This is a genomic window from Ureibacillus terrenus (assembly GCF_006569205.1).
In the GTDB taxonomy this organism is placed as follows: Bacteria; Bacillota; Bacilli; order Bacillales_A; family Planococcaceae; genus Ureibacillus; species Ureibacillus terrenus.
Genome location: NZ_VIGD01000009.1, coordinates 86,607 through 105,587 on the forward strand (window position 1 = coordinate 86,607; position 18,981 = coordinate 105,587).

The window sequence follows — 18,981 nt, forward strand, 5'->3', positions numbered from 1 at the left end:
CAGTTTCTATTCTATCATATATTTTCGTTCTATCCAGATAGCAAAAAAAATTGAAACCTCTTTCCGCTCCATCCGTATTACTTTATGGAACAATCACTGCAAAATTGAAAGGGGATAACCGGATGTTAAAAAAATTCGCATCTGACGCATTGGGACTTACGGATATCGGGAAAGTGATCGGACCGCAGGATTACGATAAAACGGATTCCGATGATTATGTCTTGCATGAAATCGGCGAGAAAATTTATTTTTTAATTAAAACGAAAGCGGATGAATATTGCTTTACGAATTTGGCGTTGATCCATGTGGATGGGGATATGGCCGTCAGCAAAAAACGCACTTTAAGAAGATATGAATACAAATGGAATCCGATCAGCAACGTTTCTTTGGAAACGGCGGGAACCATCGACCTGGATGTGGAAATCAAATTCACCATCGGCAACACGCCGTTCAGCATCGACATTGACAAAAGAGAATTGGACAAGGTCAAAGACTTGTACAAAGCGCTTGTTGAAATGGAACGCATCATGAAAGACAACCAAAAATATATCAAATTTGCCCAAGACAGCCTGGAATATGCGCAAAAAAGCCTTTCCGGCGTAAGGGCGCAAGGTTCTCCGGCAGAATCATTCAAAACGATTGCCGAATTTACGAATGACTGGTTGACAAATATGAACAAAAAATACGCCTACGAAGACTATGGCAACGTATTTGAATTGTTTATCAACAATTAATCCATATGGTGGATAGCGCCCGCGGATGATGGGCGGGCGTTTTTTGGCATTTCGGAAGCTGGCGGAAATTTATAAAATCCAAAATGAGTTTATCGCCTGTCTTCGATAGATTATCGCCATTTTCAACCGTATAATCGCCAAACCTTACTTTTTCATTTGTACCCCATACAACTCATCCAACATCTCTATTTTTTTCCCGATCGCCCTTTCAAATGAAGTAATATATTGGAAAGGTTCCTTTGGATTATAATATTGCGAGATGGCCCCGGTTTCCGGATCGACGAATTTGGAAGCCGCTCCGCATCCGATGCCTATAATCGTCTGCACTTCCTCCATGATGACGATATTGTAGATGCTTTCCTTGCCCAATTTGGAGTACCCCACATTTTCCAAATTCCCTAAAATATTTTTTTGACGGTACAAATAATATGGATGGTACCCATTTTCTCGCGTCCAATTTTGGGCCATTTCCATCATTTTTGCCACCGTCGGGCGGTCGGCCACTTTGTACTTTTCTTTATTCTTTGTCATTTCCGATGCCCGTTTAAATGACAACGTATGCACGGTGAGGGATTCGGGCATCAGTTTCCCCGTTTCATCCAAAGAATGTTGAAACTCTTCGATTCCCTCGTTTGGCAAGCCGATAATCAAATCCATATTGATATTCTTCATGCCCAAATTCCGCGCAAGCCAAAATTTATCGATTGTTTCCTGCACCGTATGATGGCGTCCGATGGCTCTCAACGTTTCATCGGTATAACTTTGCGGATTGACGGAAATGCGGTCGATTCCCCATTTTTTCAACACGGCGATTTTTTCAGGGGTAATCGTATCCGGACGGCCCGCTTCCACCGTAATTTCCCGGATGTTTTCAGGATCAGGGAACGATTCGTACATCGTTTCGTAAAGTTCATCCATCTCATCCGCTTCAATCGATGTCGGCGTTCCTCCTCCCCAATAGATGGAAGTGACTTTCACGTCATGCTCCTTCAGCCATTTTCCGATTTCCCTCATTTCAATTTTCAACGCATCAAGGAAAGAATCCACTCTGCCGGTTTTCCGGTTCGGGGCGATGGCGTAGGCCGGGAAAGTGCAATAGGCGCATTTTGTCGGACAGAAAGGGACGCCGATATATACGGAAACTTCTTTCCCGATTTCATCCAGATCCGGAATTGTTGCCAATTGCCGCTCCACGATGGATTCCAACAAAGAGATTTTTTCATCGGATACGCGGAAATCCCTTTTTAACACTTCCCGGATGTCATCGCGGGAAAGACCTTGCTTTCGCAATTTATGATAAAGCTTGGTCGGACGGATGCCTGTCAAAATCCCCCATTGTTGCTTAATGCCTGTATATTGTTCAAGCACGTCCAGCAATACATGGGACATGGCCCGTTTCATGCGGATGTTTTGTTCCCTTTCCGTACCTTCCGTGTCATATTCTTTTGTATACGTGCTGCTGCATGTTTTCCCATCCGCTTCCAGTTCGCTTGCCGCGGAATACCGATTGTTTTCCTTTTTATATTGAAAGCGAATCGACAGATCCGGATTCTCAATCGCTTCGTACAGTTTACTATCTTCGAAGAACAAATTCGCTATATGGGTTAATACGCGGATCCAATCTTCTTTGAAACGTTCATGCACCAAAATTTTCTTCATTCAAACCTCTTCCTTTATATTGACTTTCAGCTGAACTTTATTTTATCAGTCATAGTCTTAAATGACTATTAATTAACGCAGTTTTTTCCCATGAAAATAGTTTATATGTAACATCTGTACAAGAGGAAACGCCATTCCCCAAGTTTATACTCTTTACGCCCGAGAGGATACCCCATCCGCCCGAGCCTACCCGCTTTCTGCAAAAATACCGTTTCTTTTTTATTAAAACGAACGGTTCACCACTCTTCAAACAAATAAAAAATGTCCGGAAAGTCAAAAACTTTCCGGACATTTCCCCACCGACATATTCCTTACAGCCCGTCATACAGTGATTGAATCGGTTTGATCAATGAACGGTTCACTTCATCAATCAGGCGGCTTAAAGCCATTTCGGCTTCCAACATTGCCATGATTTTAGGATTTTGTTGCGCCAATTGCGCCGTTTTTTGCAAATGGATGAATTCATCCTCCTGCAGCTCTTCGCCCTGCATTTGCTTCTGTTGCAATAATAACTGGGCATCGCGGAACTGCGTAAAAATCGTTCTTGCCTGCTCGTCGTTGCGCACGATTTCCACAGCGCCTTTTAACTTTTGAAACTCTTCCGTTTGGCTGATGGAAGTTTCTAAACTTTGGATCGCATTCATAAAATTGCTCATCTTATCATTCCTATTCTTCTTATTTTATAAATTGTACAATCAAACCTTGTACGATACCAATCAATCCGCCCAAAAAGCCTCCTAAAAAGGTAATCATCGCCAGTTCGCGGCTTGCAATCCCCACCACAATCTCTTCCAGCTTTTCGATCGGGAATGAATCCACCTGCTCCCGGACAACTTCTTTAATATCCAGCCGTTTCAGTACATCTTCAAGATGGGATTCCGCGATTTCCAATGCTTTGTTCACTGCTTTTGGCATCAGCTCATATTTTACCCAGTCGTTTCCATTTGGAAAATAATAGTGAATGGTTTTGTTTAACCGCTCTTCAATGGCCAATTCCTTTTTGGCATAGGATTGGATTTGAATCAGTATTGGTTCTAATTGTATACCATTTAGGTAATGAATGATAGGGCGTTTTTTAATTTTTTCCCACTCGTCATTCATGATATTCATGATCGAATGTTTTGTTTCCGGTGAACGGAGAATGCGTACAAGTTCATGCTGGATTCTCGCCACTATCGATGAAGAATCGCTGAAAAACATTTGGAAGATTCCGCCGATGGTTCCTTTTGAAGCAAGGAAATCATTCAACAGATTTCTGATGGAAACTTCTCCGCCGGGCGATAAAATGTAATCTTCCCCTTTTTTGAGCAGCGTCGCAACCAAATCAGGAATCTTCTCGTCGGCCTTTTCCATGATGTCTTCCGGCAGCAATTCCTCAATCGATTTTGTCGACAGGGTGCGTTTCAGTTCACCAAATTGCTTTTCAATCAGTTCATCCACTTTTCCTTCGATTTTTTCCGGCGCATCTTTTATACCCGCTAGTTCCAGCCAATCTTTGATGGTTTTATTGTTTAAAAAAATCATTTCTTCCGCTTTCGATTGGGCAAACTGCAAAATGGCAAAACGGATTTCCTGGGAAAACAACTTATTTTTGATGACATCCGGCGTCAACAAATAATCGTTGACCGTAATCCCGATCTGCCTTGCCAGCTCGCCCCTACGCTTCGGAATTAAACCGGGGGTGAAGGGGATCCGCCATTTTCCTATATACATCGGTTTATAGGGCCGAAAAATCATTTTGATGGCCAAATAGTTGGTAGCTCCTCCGATAATTGCTCCGATGACTGCCATGGATAATATAAGTAAGATTGCTTTCATGTAGATCCTCTTTTCCTGAAACTATGATTTTCCATTATATCAAAAGCTTTTTGGCTGCAAAAATGAAAGCCGCATTGATTAATACGTTTTCATTGAAGTATTGTTTCATCAATCACCAAAGTTATAATGCATATCAGGCGGTTTCCGTTATAAGGAAATTTTTTCTCTGCCACAGGTTTTAAATTTCTTCGGAAAATGGCATATAATATAAATGAAATGACTCGGAATCTTCTGAAAATTTCAGAGATGATAATTTGTATTTTTTGCGAAAATGCGCTATTATAAATTTATTGAAATAAATTTATTTGTAGGAGGTGTACTCCTCATTTCACCCCTCATTCGGGCGTGGGACGAGGAAAGTATTTGGACGGAGACATAGCAGGGCTGACCATTAAGTTAGCAATTTTTGTCTTATTAATTTTGCTTTCAGGATTTTTCGTTTCCACTGAATTTGCGATTGTAAAAGTTCGATCAACCCGTATCGACCAGTTGGTGGAAGAAGGAAACAAGAAAGCAATAAAAGCGAAAAAACTGATAGAAAACCTTGACGAATATTTATCTGCATGCCAATTAGGGATTACCATTACTTCATTAGGTTTAGGTTGGTTAGGGGAACCTACCGTACAAATGTTATTGAATCCATTATTCCAATGGATTGGCGTGTCAGGGCCTATAGCCGATTTTGTATCATTCATAATCGCCTTCAGTATCGTAACGTATCTCCATGTGGTTGCCGGCGAACTGGCGCCAAAAACGTTAGCGATTACAAAGGCCGAATGGGTGACACTTAACTTTTCAGGTGCGCTGTACACATTTTATAAAGTGATGTATCCATTCATCCACCTGCTCAATATGTCTGCACGCGGTTTGGCAAGAATCTTTGGCGTGAAATCTTTCAATGAAACAGATTCGGCCCATACGGAAGAAGAACTCCGTATGATTATGGCGGACAGTTTCAAAAGCGGTGAAATCAAATATTCGGAATTTGAATATATGAACAGTATATTTGAATTCTCGGACCGCACAGCCAAAGAAATTATGGTGCCGCGAACAGAAATTACAGCAATCGAAAAGAACGTTACATTAAAAGAAGTGTTTGAAGTAATGGAAGTGGAGCAATATACCCGTTATCCGGTCATCGATGGCGACAAAGACCACGTGCTTGGCTTGGTCAACTTGAAGCACCTGTTAACGGCTTATATTAAAGATCCCAAAAACGCAGATAGACCGGTTTCTGATTATATGCAGCCAATCATTCGGGTAATTGAAACGGTTCCTATCAGCGACCTGTTATTAAAAATGCAGCATGACCGTATACACATGGCAATCCTAATGGATGAATACGGAGGTACTTCCGGATTGGTAACCATCGAAGACATCATCGAAGAAATCGTCGGCGATATCCAGGACGAATTCGACGAAGATGAAATTCCTGAAGTACAAGTGATCAGTGATGGCCATTACATTATAGATGCAAAAATGCTAATTGACGATGTCAATGAAATGTTAGGTACTCATATTGACGATGAAGATATCGATACGATCGGCGGATGGTTCTGGACTCAGCGCTACGATGCGACTGAAGGTGACAGCTTTGTATATGATGGCTACGAATTCAAAATCAAAGAATTGGATGGCCACCATATTTTATACATTGAGGTCATCAAATTGCCGAAAGAACAAGAAATGGATGTATATCAAATCGCCGAATAATGATTTATGTAAACGACTTTCTTTTAAAAGAAAGTCGTTTTGTCATGTTCGGGACTTTTGCGGGGAGGAAAAAAAGTGGAGCTTTATACAAATTTGCGGGCAGGGGAAAAAGGCGCCTGGGTCTCCATCGGGACATACCTTTTTCTCAGCGCAATGAAACTCATTGTCGGATATATCGGAGGTTCCGAAGCCTTAAAGGCGGACGGATTGAACAATACAACAGATATTATTGCATCTATCGCCGTATTGATCGGACTGAAAATTTCACAGCGTCCCCCGGATGAAAACCATCGGTACGGCCATTTGCGTGCCGAAACGGTTGCATCCCTGGTTGCATCCTTTATTATGGTGGTTGTTGGAATAGAGGTCATCATCAATTCTGTTATGAACATCATAAACCCTGTTCGTGAAACACCCTCCACTTTGACGGCCTATGTGGCGCTAGGCGGTGCGGCTATCATGTATGTTGTGTACCGGTACAATTTAGCCCTATCGAAAAAGATCAAAAGTTCGGCATTGAAAGCGGCCGCCTACGACAACCGTTCCGATGCACTGGTCAGCGTCGGCACCGCCGTCGGAATTTTTGCGGCGATTTTCGGTTTTCCGATCATTGATACCATCACCGCCCTAGTCATCGGGATGCTGATTATCAAAACCGCTTTCGATATCTTTTGGGAGTCGGCGCAAACATTGACAGATGCCTTTGATACGGAAGAAATCGAAACATTGGCCACGTTGATCAAAAATGTGGACGGAGTGATCGATTTGGTGGATATCAAAGGGCGGACCCATGGAAATGCCACATTCATTGAAGTAACGGTGACGGTCAATCCTGATTTGAACGTCCGGGAAAGCCATCGCATTACAGAAAAAATTGAACAGACGATTCAACGATTTGATATCAATTGTACGGTGCTTGTACATATAGAGCCCCATGAAACGGAAAAACCGGAAGAATTGAAAAATAATAAAAGAGCGGATTAGTAAAATTCTAATCCGCTCTTTTTTTGGACAAGCCAGTTCCCCGGAAGTCCAGCATGCGAATACTATTTTCCGCTTCCTTCCGTCAATCCATGTTTGACGGCATACAGGGCCGCCTGTGTCCGGTCCTGGACTTCCAGTTTTGCAAAAATATTGGAAATATGGGTTTTTACTGTTTTTTCGGTGACGAACAGCGATGCGGCAATTTCCCGATTGCTTTTCCCTTTCGTCAATTCCGCCAGAACGTCCATTTCCCTCGGCGTCAAAGGGTTTTTCACATGAGGCAGATTTTCCTCTTCCCTCAACGTTTCTTCCAATTTTGTCGTCGCGGCCGGATGCATGATGCTCTCTCCGCGCATTACTTGCCGGATGGAAATGACCAAATCATCCGGTTCGATGTCTTTCAATTGATAACCTGCGGCACCAGCTTCAATGGCCGGAAGAACATGATCTTTATCGGAAAAACTTGTCAGCATGAGAACTTGCACTTCGGGCCAGCGGGCTTTAATTTTCTTCGTCGCTTCGATGCCATCCATTTCCGGCATCACCAAATCCATGAGCACGATATCCGGCTGCAACTGTTCGACCAGCCGGAGCGCTTCCGCTCCATTTTTCGCCTCTCCCACCACTTCAATATCCTTTTGTGTTTTTAAAAAGAACTGCAAACCTCTGCGAACTACATGGTGATCATCCGCAATTAATACACGAATCATTGGATTTCCCCCCTTAATAAGGCAACCGAACAAACAATTCGGTTCCTTTTCCGATTTCCGACACCCATTCGGCCGTTCCTCCGAGGGCCGCCGCCCGGTCCCGTATGGATTGCAGGCCTATGGAAGGTATTTTTGTATTTTGGTCGATTTTAAATCCTCTTCCTTCATCTTTAATGACAAGCAGAATATCGGTCTGGGTCACCGTCAGATAGATGGTCGCTTCCTGTACTCCCGCATGTTTTCGGATATTATTCAAAGCTTCCTGGGTGATACGGAACAGGGCTTCTTCCACCCTTGAAGGAAATTGGATGACGCCCGAAACATTAATGGTCAGTTTCAGCTTCAACATTTCCGCGTAGGCTTTGATGGCATCAATCAATCCGCTTTCCAACCCTTGCGGCCTCAATTGCCAAATAAGCGCGCGCATTTCGGTCAAAGCGGACTGGGTCAAATTTTGGATTTCCCTGAAGGTTTCCTTGATTTCCTCTTGGTCCGTCATCTCCACACCTGCGCGGGCCGTCAATGTGACAGAAAACAATAATTGATTTACCGAGTCATGCAAATCACGGGCTAGACGGTTCCGCTCCCGGACCAACGCCATTTCTTTTTCCTGCTGCGTCAAGTAAATGCGTTTAATGGCGGACCCGATTTGAAAAGCCACAGATTCAAGAAGTTCCAATTCTTCTTCGGTAAATTCAACGGTATAAGGGGTGGCCACATTTAAAATGCCGAACCGTTCATTCCCCGACTGCAACGGCACCGTGGCGTGATGGGTAATGCCCGCCGTATCCCCCACCCGCGCGGAAATGGCATTTTCAATCCGCTGGCATTCAATGATGTTCGATGCTTTCTTTAATTGATTGCGGCGAAACCGCGAAACGCACCAGCAGCCGCCTTTTTTCAAATATTCGCAGTTGTTGTGGCACAATCCGTCCGGCAAATTTTCGTGAACGACGAGGTCGATTTTTCCATTGTCATCAATGAAGAAAATCCACCCCGTGGAAAAATTTGTCCCTTTCAACAACTTTCTGAGCGCGCCTTTCAACATCGGGATTAATTCCGTTTCTTCATTGAGCAATTCTGCAATCTCTTTTAATAAGGTAATATTGGAATGATCATTCACGGCTTTTTACACCTCGGCAAATACTTTGTAATGTAATGATAACACTCCCATTTTTTCCGCGCATTTATGGACCTCTCAGACTTTTGGATGAAATCCCTTTTTCTCGAACTATTCAATTCTATGAAACGAATTCATTTACTTCGAAGTCAAAACATTTTATAATCAAAACTACATGGAAAAAATAATACAGGAGAAGTTGCAATGAACAAGAAATTGGAGAATAGTTTGCTATTTATATGGCTTGTATCATTGACGGCAACACTTGGATCTTTATATTTCTCGGAAGTCCGTGGATATGAACCTTGCGAGCTTTGCTGGTACCAGCGGATTCTGATGTATCCGATCGTGTTGATCACCCTTGTGGCATACATTCAAAAAAATGCCCGCATCGCCGTGACGACAGCGGTATTTTCATGCATCGGCGGAATGATTTCCCTCTATCATTACGGGCTTCAAAAATTGGACTTTTTGTCCCAACACGCTCCTGCCTGCGGACGGGTTCCATGCACGGGGGAATATATTAATTGGCTCGGCTTCATTACCATTCCATTTTTGGCGCTCACTGCATTCCTGCTGATTGCCATTACAAGTTTTTATATGCTGAAACTGATGAAGGAGGATCAATAATTGAAGAAGCTTGGAATTATTGCGGCCATTGTGGTGATTCTGTTTGCCGCGGTCATCATATTGACAAATTTATCAAACAAAAGCAAATTGGAAAACAATCCTTACGGTACAACGAATTTAAAACAATCCACCATTGACCTGTTGGATGATAAAAATTATCAAAATATCATTTTGCCGGACGATCTCCGGAAAAAAATCAAATCAGGGGAACCGGTTGTTGCCTATTTGTTCAGCCCGGAATGCCCGCATTGCAAAAATATGACACCACGCCTCATGCCGATCGCGGATGAAATGGGCATCCATATCGACCAGTTGAACATTTTGGAGTATGAAAAAGGCTGGGACGAGTATGATGTGGAATATACGCCTACATTGATTTATTTCAAAGACGGAAAAGAAGTAAAACGGGAAGTAGGCGCCATACCGGATGAAAAAATCCGTGAGTTCTTGGCAGACGTTGAAAAATAATGATACGGAAGATCGTGTTCTTTTCAGGACACGATTTTTCTTTGGAGGAAAAGATGATGCGGTTTCAATTTGAAATTCAACAGGACGGAATGACGGTTGAATCCCTGCTCAGGGAAAAATGGCGTTTAGGAAGAAAACTTGTTCATGAGCTGCGGATGGCCAAGGCGGTGAAAAATCAGGACAGAGCCCCCCTGAAATGGAATGAACCTTTGTCCAAAGGGACTGTCCTCCATTTTTCAATGGATGTTCCCAAGTCCAGCTACTCGCCGGCAAAACGCTGCGAAATCAAAATCCGGTACGAAGATGACCATATTTTAATCGTTTCAAAACCGAAAGGCATGAGCACCCATCCAAACGACGAAAAGGACCGGAATACTTGCATGAACCATGTGATGGCTTATATCAGGGAGAAGGGCCTGGCCTACGCGGAACATGTCCATCGGCTCGACCAGGGCACGGAAGGATTGTTGATTGTCGCCAAACATCCTATCGCGAAATCGGTGTTTGACCGGATGATAGAGGAAAAATCCATCATCCGCACTTATGAGGCGGAAGTGGAAGGGATTATCAAAGAGAATCAAGGAACGATCAATGCGCCGATCGGAAGGGACCGCCACCATCCGACCCGCCGGATCGTTTCGAAAGCGGGGCAGCCTGCCATCACCCACTTTAAAGTGGTCGAAAGAAAAAAACATACAACGGTCGTCCATTTGCATTTGGAAACGGGGCGCACCCACCAAATCCGCGTCCACATGGCGCATATCGGCCATCCGATTGTGGGGGATGCTTTGTATCGCGCGGGTAAAACCGAAACGGGCGATTATAAACTGCATGCCATTCGGTTGGAATTTGAGCATCCGTTTTTAAATAAGCGGATTGTTGTAAAAGATCAATCATAATATCCCATCTTTGAAAACGCCTCCCTTTTATAGGGCGGCATTTTATTTTGCCAAACGATGTGGACCGCAGTTCAGGAAAACGTCTTCGCCCATAAAAAAGCAGCGCAAACCGCATGCGGGTTTGCACTGCCGGCATATCACAACATTAAAAATCGAAATGGAAGTTGTCCGGATTTTGGCCAAACCGTTCGTTTTTATTCAAAGCTTTGATTGCGGACATGTCTTCATCGGACAATTCAAAATCGAAAATTTGCATATTTTCCGCAATGCGGCTTGGTCTTACCGATTTTGGTATGGTGATGGTGTCATTTTGATAATGCCAGCGCAATACGATTTGGGCTGGAGTTTTTCCATGTTTCTCCGCAAGTTTCACGAGCGTCCCATCGTCCAAAATGCGGCCTTTCCCGATTGGAGCCCATGCCGTCACGGCAATATTGTGCTCCGCGCAAAAAGCCCTCAGTTCATCCTGCTGCAAATACGGATGGCACTCCACTTGGTTCACCATCGGCTTCACATTGGCTTTTGCAAAAATTTTTTCCAAATGTTGCTGGTGATGGTTCGATACACCCGGCACGCGGATCAATTTTTCTTCATAAAGCCGTTCAATGGCGCGGTACGTATCGACAAATTTGTCTTCCACCGGCCAGTGGGTCAAATACAGATCCACATAATCGAGACCCAATTTTTGCAAAGAAGTTTCGAAGGCGCGAAGGGTTTCATCATAGCCCTGGTCGGAATTCCATACTTTTGTTGTGACAAAAATCTCTTCTCTCGGGATGCCGCTTGCGCGGATGGCTTCCCCCACTTCCCGTTCATTGTTGTAGAGGGCGGCTGTATCGATTGCCCGATACCCCAACTTCAGCGCTGTCGAGATGGCGTTTAACGCTTCTTCCCTGTCCTCCATTTTATAAACGCCAAGACCCAAATAAGGCATCTCCACACCATTTGCCAATGTTTTTGTCGGTATTGCCATGAAATCACTCCCTATCCATTCGTTAACTCTATTATAAACCAAAATTCCTACTAAAAAATCATATTTTTTCAACCAATTTTATAAGGATTAAAAACTCTCATTATCCCAAAATAATCTAGCAACTTTTTCTGGTTTAAGTTAAAATATTCTACAAAAAGAATAAATTTTATTAATATTTTCTATTTATTTCAAATATATTTATTGAGAATGATTTCAAGCAAAGGGGAGTATGTTGATATGATGGACACGCCTTTATTATTGACAAGCTTTTTAAAAAGGGCCGAGCGGTTATTTCCGGAAAAATTGATCATTTCCCGTACGGCTCCGGACACGATCCACCGCATTCCTTACAAAGAATATGCAAAACGCACAAGAAAACTTGCAAGCGCTCTCACAAAACTCGGCATGAAACCCGGAACAAAAGTAGGCTCTTTCGCCTGGAACCATCACCGCCATTTGGAAGCATATTTTGCGGTGCCTTGCGCAGGCGCCATTTTGCACATGATTAACATCCGCCTTTCGCCTGAACATATCAGTTATGTCATTAATCACGCGGAAGATGAAATCCTTTTGGTCGACGGAAATCTATTTCCATTAATCGAACAAGTCATCCCTCAGTTAAAAACCGTCAAGCATATCATCGTGATGCAGGACGACAAAACCGTTCCCGAATCGTCTTTCCCTAACATCCATTCCTATGAACAATTATTGGAGGAAGCGGACGAATTCGAATTTCCAGAAAATTTGGACGAAAATTCGCCTGCAGGCATCTGCTATACAAGCGCGACGACCGGGATGCCAAAAGGGGTTGTTTACACTCATCGAGGGCTGGTTCTTCACAGCATTTCCCTCGGATTGGCGGACAGCATGGGCATCAGTGAAAGGGACGTGATTATGCCGGTCGTTCCGATGTTCCATGTCAATGCGTGGGGAATGCCGTTTGCCGCGGTGAATTACGGTTCAACGCAAGTCTTGCCTGGACCGCATTTTACACCGGGACTCTTGCTCGATTTGATTGAACAGGAAAAAGTCACATTAACAGCCGGTGTTCCGACCATTTGGCTTGGCGTTCTTCAGGAACTGGAGAAAAATCCGCGGAATGTATCATCGCTTAGGGCGATCGTTTCCGGAGGCTCCGCGTCCCCTAAAGGGCTAATCCAGACCTTCGAAGACAAGTACAATGTTCCGTTCATCGTCGGTTATGGCATGACGGAAACATCACCGGTCGTATCCTTGTCCAACTACACATCGGCAATGGATGATTGGACAAGGGAGGAAAAATTGAATATCCGCGCAACCCAGGGGCTCACTGTGCCGCTGTTGGATACAGAAGTTGTAAATGAACAAGGAGAAGTTCCTTGGGACGGAAAAACGATGGGTGAACTCCGGGTGCGGGGGCCTTGGATTGCCCATGAATATTACAAAGACGAACGCACAAAGGACGCGTTCCGCGACGGATGGCTCTATACCGGCGACATTGCCGTCGTGACACCTGAAGGATATATTAAAATCACCGATCGCACAAAAGATTTGATTAAAAGCGGGGGCGAATGGATTTCTTCCGTGGATTTGGAAAATGCCCTCATGACCCACGATGCGGTGCTGGAAGCGGCGGTCATCGCCATCCCTCATGAAAAATGGCAGGAACGTCCGCTCGCCTGCGTCGTATTAAAAGAAGGCAAACATGCGACAAAAGAAGAATTGCTGGATTATTTAAGAGGCCAATTCGCAAAATGGTGGATTCCTGATGATGTCGTTTTCTTAAAAGAAATTCCGAAAACGTCCGTCGGGAAATTCCTGAAAGCGAAACTTCGCGAAGAGTTGAAAGATTATAAAGTGCAGCAAGCATAAATATGAAGATGAGCCGCCGCGGAAGCTAATCTCTCCGCCCGGCTCATCTTTTCTTTGAGGGAACAAAACCTATTGCAAAAGATTGTGTTTGTTTTTCAACCTATTATGGGAATTCTCCTTTTTCCCTTTTTCCTGGACATCCATTTCATCCGATTGAATCGGGTCGGGAATCCGGCTATCTTCCTCCAGCTGTTCCCCGTCCCTCAAACGTTCCATCTGTTTTCCCAACCAGATGCAATCTTCCATATTATTGGTCATATGCCCGTTTTCCGGCCTTTCATTTCTATATTCCACCCAAATACCTCCCTATGATTGATACTAGTTATTGTGAACAAAACCGTAAAAAAAATGATATAGTAATGTAAATTTAATTAAGCTATACTAAATGAGAGATATTTTTTACTTAGGAGGTATACTTCCATGGGTACTGTCTTAATTCTAATCGTTTGCTTGTCATTCATCACTGCCATTCTAACTGCAGGCCGCGAAGGGGATTATACTGAATAATAATCTCTGGACATTTGAAACAATATAAAAAAGGCAATCCTGACAAAAGGATTGCCTTTTTTATTTCTTGACAATCCCAACTTAAATAAATAAACTTAGTTACATAAAGTAAGTTTGTGAAAATAATTAACTATAAGGTGATTTTCATGGCAACCCATTTTCATCAAAAGCCGAACATGTTTGTTTCCCATGTTCAAATAAAAGTATCCGACCTGGCCCGTTCGATCCGGTTCTACAAAAATATCATCGGCTTTGACATATTGGAACAAACCGGCAATACCGCCGCTTTTACGGCAGACGGCAAAACAAGTATTTTATCCATTGAACAGGTGGAGAATGCCCAGCCTTTGCAAAGGGGGCGTACAGGACTCTACCATTTTGCGATTTTGCTCCCTTCGCGAAAGGATTTAGGCAATTTCGTCCAACATATTTCACAGCTCGATGTTCCAATCGGAGCGGGAGACCACCATGTGAGCGAAGCCATCTATTTATACGATCCGGATGGAAACGGAATCGAAGTGTATGCGGACCGCCCCGAAGAGCTATGGATCTGGAATGGAAACACGGTGTACATGACAACGGAGCCGGTCAATTTCCGTTCCCTCCTTGAGATTGCGGATGGAACATGGAACGGATTGCCGGAAGGAACGGTGATGGGCCATATTCATTTGTCCGTCTCAGACCTCCGAAAATCCGAGGCGTTTTATACAAAAGCTCTGGGATTTGAAGCCGTTGCCACATACGGAAGCCGCGCATTGTTCATTTCCACCGGGAAATATCATCACCATATCGGACTAAATACTTGGGAAAGCCTGGGCGGCTCCCCCGCCCCTGAAAACAGCGTCGGCCTCAAATCGTTTACATTGGTGCTCAACGACAGTGAACAGGCGGAAAAAATCAAAAACAATTTGAAAGAAATGGGGCACGTGACCGAGATATTCGAAGGAGCGCCGAAGTTCGGAGGACGTCAAGCCTTCTCCACGGTCGACCCTTCAGGCATCCGGATTGTCTTTACTTTGGATGAACAATAAGAAGCGGAAAATGCGGGAGTATTGGACTCCTCCCCTTTTCCCCATTGAAAGAAGAAAAAGCGGATTGGGCAGAAGTCTCCCCGATCCGCTTTAAAATCTTAATCTTTATTTCAATCCAGGGAAATTTTGTTGGCGCAGCGCTTCATAAATCACGATGGCCGCCGCGTTGGACAAATTAAGGGATCTCACCTTATCCGTTTGGGGAATTCTCAACACCCGGTCCCGATGCTTCAATGCGAAATCTTTCGGCAAACCTTTCGTTTCTTTCCCAAAAACAAAATAAATATCTTTATTCCGGTCGCTGAAATCAAAGTCTGTGTAATACTGGTCATTGTATGTTTCGATCAGATAGAGCTCCCCGTCCTTGGCGTATTCCACAAAATCATCCAGCGAATCATGGTATACGATGTTGACATGCTCCCAATAATCCAGGCCAGCGCGTTTCAACATTTTATCATCGGTAGAAAAGCCCAAGGGACGAATTAGGTGCAGCGTCGTATTTGTCGCGGCGCAAGTGCGCGCAATATTTCCCGTATTCGGCGGAATTTCCGGTTGATACAGTACGATATGTAATGGCAACTCAAGACACTTCCTTCTTTATTACTTCTTCACACATGCAAGGGGCTAGCTCTCCTCCAGCAGCGCAAGCCCCTTTTGAATTTCCCGGATCACCTCTTCATCTTTTTCATGATGAAGGGCTTCATGCAATGCTTCTTTCGCCTTTCCTCCCCCGATTTTGCCAAGAGCCCAGGCACAAGTGCCACGGATGACAGGACGCTCATCTTCTTTCAATAATTCTATCAATATCGGAACGGCCGATTGTTCTTTGAAATGCGCGAGGGCCAGGATGGCATTTCGCTGAATCGGCTTTTTACCGCGCCAGGTGCCCGCCATGGAGCCAAATTTCCTTTTAAACTCTTTATTCGAAAGTTTCAAAAGCGGCTCAAGCAAAGGCTTTGCAAGTTCCGGATCCGGCATAAACTCACCATGGATCCAATTGGTTTTCCCTTTGTTTTTTGGACAAACGATTTGGCATGTATCGCATCCATAAAGCCGGTTTCCGATTTTCGTCCGGAATTCATCCGGCAAAAACTCTTTCGTCTGCGTCAAATAAGCAATACAGCGCTTTGCATTGAGCTGCCCCGCATCCACCAATGCGCCGGTCGGACAAGCATCGAGGCACAGACGGCAGTCCCCGCATGCATTTTCAATCGGCTGATCGGGAGGAAAAGGAATATTCGTGATCATTTCCCCCAGATAAACGTAAGAACCGAATTCCGGAGTAATTATCGAACAATTTTTGCCGCTCCAGCCGATGCCGGCCCGTTCCGCAACCGCCCGATCCACCAGTTCCCCCGTATCCACCATCGATTTGACCACGACATCCGGAACACGTTCCCTGAGCCATTTCTCTATAAGATCCAACCGCTCTCTCACTGCGGCATGATAGTCCAATCCCCACGAGGCCCTGGCAAATATCCCTCTCCGCTCCCCCTTTTTGCCGGACGGGGGATCTTTCATTTTGGACGGATAAGCCAGGGCGATGGCAATGATGCTTTCCCCTTCCGGCAGCAGCCCTTTCGGATTCGTCCGTTTTTCGATGTCTTTCTCCTCAAAACCGGATTGGAAATTCAGCTCCTGCTGCCTTTTCAGCCGGTTTTTCATCTCATCGAAGGGGGATGCGGATGTAAATCCGATTTTGTCCACCCCGATCGATTTTGCATATTCTTTCAATTCATTTTTTAGCTGTTCAATTTTCATAGTGGATGCCGCCCAAATGTTTTCGAGCGGCCGGCCGGCACCTCCCTTCATCTCAAAAATTCATCAAAAAATAACATAAATCTACTTTCTCTTCTATTTATGGTACAATAGGTATACAAATCATTGGCAGGTGAATGCGGTTGAACCTTTCAATCAATAAAAATGTATTTTCACGAGTTCCGGATCTAAAAATCGGCATTATTCATTATACCAAAATTGTTGTATCTCCATCGCCCCAAATGATAAGGGGAAGATTCCAATTTTTTCAGGAAAATTTATATTTTGAATTGCAGGATGTTCCCGTAACAGAGAGGCCGGGAATCAAGGAGTGGAGAACCGTCTGGAAGGCGCTTGGAGCGGATCCGAACCGTTACCGCCTTTCCGCAGAAAGCCTGATGAGAAGGGTCGCCAAACAAAATTTCCTGTCCCCCGTCCATTTAGCGGTCGATTTAAATAACTTTTTTTCACTGCAATATGAAATCCCGATCGGCATTTACGATGCGCAATGCATTTCGGGAAACATCGAAATAAACCTGGGCACTGAAGAAATCGGGTATGAAGGGTTGAACGGACGGTATAATAAGTTAAAAAATATCTTGTATACGAAAGATGACATGGGCCCATTCGGCAGCCCGTTCGTCGATTCCGTCCGGACAAGCGTGACGGAAGGGACGACGGAAGCATTGCAAATCTTTTATTTAAGGCCTTCCCTGGAAGAATCGCAATGCAGGGAACTTCTTACATCCTGCGGCAAAATGTTTACCCAAGTGGCCGGTGGAGAATTCAGGACAGAACTGTTAACCGCTGAAAATCCAAGTATTACGATTGAGGGTGAAGCAATGAAAACAATCCCGTTGGCAGAGGGCATTAAATTAAAAAGCATTTTGACGAAAAAGGTGCAGGAACTGATATATGAAATCCACGGCAATGCCCATGTAGTGGTGGAAAAAGGAGAAACGCCAAAACAGTCCGGCCGTCCGCTTGCCGAAATTGAAGCTGAGCTCGCGCAAGTAAGAAAAGATATCCGTACTTTAGATAAACTGATTTACCGCGCGAACATCGATCATACCATCGAGTTCAAAGGAGAATCGATGCCGCTGGTTGAGGCGATTGAACTGGCGAAACAGCTGCGGGCGGAAGCCAATTTGTGCAAGGATTTGGGGAATGCGGAAAAAGAAAAAATCTATACAACGAATGGCGAAGGCGCGATTCTGTACGAAGTGGCCATGTATGATCCATGCGAATACCGGGAACGGGCAAAACAGCTTGAAAAAGATGCGCACCGTCTGTCCAATTTAATCAACGCCAAAAACTACGAAATTCATATTGAATTTGATGATTCGAACTATTTCTGATACACGGGAATCTCTCCCCCGGGGAGGTGAGAGTCCTCCCCGGGGTGTAACGGCTGTCATTTATATTCTTTCAATATTTGGAAAAACCATTTACCATTATCCAGTCACTCATTCACCCTTAGCCAATTCCCAACTATTGCAAAGGTCGAATATAGTTATATAACGATACCTAAGATGTATTTCAATGGACAGCCGTTACAACACAGGCTGCCCGGAAAGCATCCGTTTTCCGGGCAGCCTCATTGTTTTATATCGAATTTCATATTCCTGAATTTAGAAATATAATTCATGTAGAAAGAGGATATAGCCAAAACATGGAACTTTTTTCATCTTTGGAGGTATTGGGATTTTGGGGAAAGTCATCCCGCTTTTTTTCAACAAATAAGAGAAAAATGTTGGCCGTATTCGTAAATATTATTCTGCTATTATTTATTGTCCAAGAAATTTATCTAAATCCGGATGTTCCCATGACAGAAAATATAATCCTTTCCCTGGCTGCTACGGCAATCTATGAGCTTATCATCTATTCGGCTGATTAGGGACGCTCATCTTTTCTTCGAATCGTTGTTGGAAAAGATGAACACCAGAGGAGGAAAGAACAGGATGAAAAAATACCATCCGAGTGACAGGAAAATGGGAATCAGCAAAAAGGTAACCCCGGAAAGAACCGTCAATAGGGATCTTTTCTTTAAACCATAAATTCCAATGAAAAATCCGAGGGCAATGCATATCAACGATAGAATTTTCACCCAGTTCCAGTCCATTTGA

The 18,981-nt window shown here is 44.0% G+C and carries 18 protein-coding genes and 1 pseudogene; 9 read left to right on the forward strand and 10 right to left on the reverse strand.

What is annotated here, in order from left to right:
* The first annotated feature begins 122 nt into the window (after positions 1 to 122).
* Positions 123 to 734, forward strand: coding sequence for a PH domain-containing protein (locus tag FKZ59_RS08475; RefSeq protein ID WP_141602325.1), 612 nt, complete (start codon positions 123 to 125; stop codon positions 732 to 734).
* A 144-nt stretch (positions 735 to 878) separates the two neighbouring features.
* Here FKZ59_RS08475 and FKZ59_RS08480 read toward each other — a convergent pair whose 3' ends face one another.
* The 3 genes from FKZ59_RS08480 to FKZ59_RS08490 form a co-directional block, all read right to left on the reverse strand.
* A complete protein-coding gene (locus tag FKZ59_RS08480) occupies positions 879 to 2,393 on the reverse strand; it encodes a coproporphyrinogen III oxidase (protein WP_141602326.1) in 1,515 nt (504 codons plus the stop codon).
* A 311-nt stretch (positions 2,394 to 2,704) separates the two neighbouring features.
* Positions 2,705 to 3,049: a YlbF family regulator gene (locus FKZ59_RS08485; RefSeq protein WP_141602327.1), complete on the reverse strand. Its 345-nt coding sequence runs from the start codon at positions 3,047 to 3,049 to the stop codon at positions 2,705 to 2,707.
* A gap of 19 nt (positions 3,050 to 3,068) precedes the next feature.
* Positions 3,069 to 4,211: a DUF445 family protein gene (locus FKZ59_RS08490; protein ID WP_141602328.1), complete on the reverse strand. Its 1,143-nt coding sequence runs from the start codon at positions 4,209 to 4,211 to the stop codon at positions 3,069 to 3,071.
* Positions 4,212 to 4,574: 363 nt separating this feature from the next.
* Here FKZ59_RS08490 and FKZ59_RS08495 point away from each other — a divergent pair, with 363 nt between their 5' ends.
* Both FKZ59_RS08495 and FKZ59_RS08500 read left to right on the forward strand, forming a co-directional pair.
* Entirely contained in the window at positions 4,575 to 5,924 is a 1,350-nt protein-coding gene (locus FKZ59_RS08495) for a hemolysin family protein (RefSeq protein ID WP_141602329.1), read from the forward strand.
* A 75-nt stretch (positions 5,925 to 5,999) separates the two neighbouring features.
* Positions 6,000 to 6,908: a cation diffusion facilitator family transporter gene (locus FKZ59_RS08500; RefSeq protein ID WP_141602330.1), complete on the forward strand. Its 909-nt coding sequence runs from the start codon at positions 6,000 to 6,002 to the stop codon at positions 6,906 to 6,908.
* Positions 6,909 to 6,970: 62 nt separating this feature from the next.
* Here FKZ59_RS08500 and FKZ59_RS08505 read toward each other — a convergent pair whose 3' ends face one another.
* The gene (locus FKZ59_RS08505) at positions 6,971 to 7,618 is read right to left on the reverse strand and encodes a response regulator (protein ID WP_141602331.1); all 648 of its coding nucleotides are present in this window, start codon (positions 7,616 to 7,618) and stop codon (positions 6,971 to 6,973) included.
* 13 nt (positions 7,619 to 7,631) lie between these two features.
* Positions 7,632 to 8,741 carry a GAF domain-containing sensor histidine kinase gene (locus FKZ59_RS08510; RefSeq protein WP_141602332.1) on the reverse strand — a complete coding sequence of 370 codons (1,110 nt, stop codon included), beginning with the start codon at positions 8,739 to 8,741 and terminating at the stop codon, positions 7,632 to 7,634.
* 201 nt (positions 8,742 to 8,942) lie between these two features.
* On the opposite strand from FKZ59_RS08510, the gene FKZ59_RS08515 reads away from it, so the two are divergent.
* The 3 genes from FKZ59_RS08515 to FKZ59_RS08525 are packed head-to-tail and all read left to right on the forward strand — an operon-like array spanning position 8,943 to position 10,735.
* Positions 8,943 to 9,368: a disulfide oxidoreductase gene (locus FKZ59_RS08515; protein WP_141602333.1), complete on the forward strand. Its 426-nt coding sequence runs from the start codon at positions 8,943 to 8,945 to the stop codon at positions 9,366 to 9,368.
* The gene (locus tag FKZ59_RS08520) at positions 9,369 to 9,836 is read left to right on the forward strand and encodes a thioredoxin family protein (protein ID WP_141602334.1); all 468 of its coding nucleotides are present in this window, start codon (positions 9,369 to 9,371) and stop codon (positions 9,834 to 9,836) included.
* A gap of 56 nt (positions 9,837 to 9,892) precedes the next feature.
* Entirely contained in the window at positions 9,893 to 10,735 is an 843-nt protein-coding gene (locus FKZ59_RS08525; RefSeq protein ID WP_141602355.1) for an RluA family pseudouridine synthase, read from the forward strand.
* A 145-nt stretch (positions 10,736 to 10,880) separates the two neighbouring features.
* Here FKZ59_RS08525 and FKZ59_RS08530 read toward each other — a convergent pair whose 3' ends face one another.
* Complete coding sequence (locus tag FKZ59_RS08530) at positions 10,881 to 11,708, reverse strand: aldo/keto reductase (protein WP_141602335.1); 828 nt, start codon at positions 11,706 to 11,708, stop codon at positions 10,881 to 10,883.
* A 237-nt stretch (positions 11,709 to 11,945) separates the two neighbouring features.
* Here FKZ59_RS08530 and FKZ59_RS08535 point away from each other — a divergent pair, with 237 nt between their 5' ends.
* Positions 11,946 to 13,559: a long-chain fatty acid--CoA ligase gene (locus FKZ59_RS08535; protein WP_141602336.1), complete on the forward strand. Its 1,614-nt coding sequence runs from the start codon at positions 11,946 to 11,948 to the stop codon at positions 13,557 to 13,559.
* A gap of 69 nt (positions 13,560 to 13,628) precedes the next feature.
* On the opposite strand, the gene FKZ59_RS08540 is transcribed toward FKZ59_RS08535, so the two are convergent.
* Entirely contained in the window at positions 13,629 to 13,853 is a 225-nt protein-coding gene (locus FKZ59_RS08540) for a hypothetical protein (protein WP_246045851.1), read from the reverse strand.
* A 359-nt stretch (positions 13,854 to 14,212) separates the two neighbouring features.
* Between FKZ59_RS08540 and FKZ59_RS08545 the strand changes: the two genes are divergently transcribed.
* Complete coding sequence (locus tag FKZ59_RS08545; RefSeq protein WP_141602337.1) at positions 14,213 to 15,097, forward strand: VOC family protein; 885 nt, start codon at positions 14,213 to 14,215, stop codon at positions 15,095 to 15,097.
* A gap of 105 nt (positions 15,098 to 15,202) precedes the next feature.
* Here the strand turns inward: FKZ59_RS08545 and trmL are convergent, their stop codons facing one another.
* Positions 15,203 to 15,676 carry a tRNA (uridine(34)/cytosine(34)/5-carboxymethylaminomethyluridine(34)-2'-O)-methyltransferase TrmL gene (trmL, locus tag FKZ59_RS08550; RefSeq protein ID WP_141602338.1) on the reverse strand — a complete coding sequence of 158 codons (474 nt, stop codon included), beginning with the start codon at positions 15,674 to 15,676 and terminating at the stop codon, positions 15,203 to 15,205.
* 45 nt (positions 15,677 to 15,721) lie between these two features.
* The gene (queG, locus tag FKZ59_RS08555; RefSeq protein ID WP_141602339.1) at positions 15,722 to 16,858 is read right to left on the reverse strand and encodes a tRNA epoxyqueuosine(34) reductase QueG; all 1,137 of its coding nucleotides are present in this window, start codon (positions 16,856 to 16,858) and stop codon (positions 15,722 to 15,724) included.
* A 140-nt stretch (positions 16,859 to 16,998) separates the two neighbouring features.
* On the opposite strand from queG, the pseudogene FKZ59_RS08560 reads away from it, so the two are divergent.
* Positions 16,999 to 17,685: pseudogene (locus tag FKZ59_RS08560) on the forward strand (B3/B4 domain-containing protein); the annotation flags it as partial.
* 1,073 nt (positions 17,686 to 18,758) lie between these two features.
* On the opposite strand, the gene FKZ59_RS08570 reads toward FKZ59_RS08560, so the two are convergent.
* Complete coding sequence (locus tag FKZ59_RS08570) at positions 18,759 to 18,977, reverse strand: hypothetical protein (protein WP_141602340.1); 219 nt, start codon at positions 18,975 to 18,977, stop codon at positions 18,759 to 18,761.
* Between the last annotated feature and the right edge of the window lie 4 nt (positions 18,978 to 18,981).

What these genes read in the sequence shown, in the direction of transcription:
- FKZ59_RS08475 (WP_141602325.1), top strand. Translation starts at nt 123, where the DNA reads ATGTTAAAAAAATTCGCATCTGACGCATTGGGACTTACGGATATCGGG.
- FKZ59_RS08480 (WP_141602326.1), bottom strand. Translation starts at nt 2,393, where the DNA reads ATGAAGAAAATTTTGGTGCATGAACGTTTCAAAGAAGATTGGATCCGC.
- FKZ59_RS08485 (WP_141602327.1), bottom strand. Translation starts at nt 3,049, where the DNA reads ATGAGCAATTTTATGAATGCGATCCAAAGTTTAGAAACTTCCATCAGC.
- FKZ59_RS08490 (WP_141602328.1), bottom strand. Translation starts at nt 4,211, where the DNA reads ATGAAAGCAATCTTACTTATATTATCCATGGCAGTCATCGGAGCAATT.
- FKZ59_RS08505 (WP_141602331.1), bottom strand. Translation starts at nt 7,618, where the DNA reads ATGATTCGTGTATTAATTGCGGATGATCACCATGTAGTTCGCAGAGGT.
- FKZ59_RS08515 (WP_141602333.1), top strand. Translation starts at nt 8,943, where the DNA reads ATGAACAAGAAATTGGAGAATAGTTTGCTATTTATATGGCTTGTATCA.
- FKZ59_RS08525 (WP_141602355.1), top strand. Translation starts at nt 9,893, where the DNA reads ATGCGGTTTCAATTTGAAATTCAACAGGACGGAATGACGGTTGAATCC.
- FKZ59_RS08530 (WP_141602335.1), bottom strand. Translation starts at nt 11,708, where the DNA reads ATGGCAATACCGACAAAAACATTGGCAAATGGTGTGGAGATGCCTTAT.
- FKZ59_RS08535 (WP_141602336.1), top strand. Translation starts at nt 11,946, where the DNA reads ATGATGGACACGCCTTTATTATTGACAAGCTTTTTAAAAAGGGCCGAG.
- FKZ59_RS08545 (WP_141602337.1), top strand. Translation starts at nt 14,213, where the DNA reads ATGGCAACCCATTTTCATCAAAAGCCGAACATGTTTGTTTCCCATGTT.
- queG (WP_141602339.1), bottom strand. Translation starts at nt 16,858, where the DNA reads ATGAAAATTGAACAGCTAAAAAATGAATTGAAAGAATATGCAAAATCG.
- FKZ59_RS08570 (WP_141602340.1), bottom strand. Translation starts at nt 18,977, where the DNA reads ATGGACTGGAACTGGGTGAAAATTCTATCGTTGATATGCATTGCCCTC.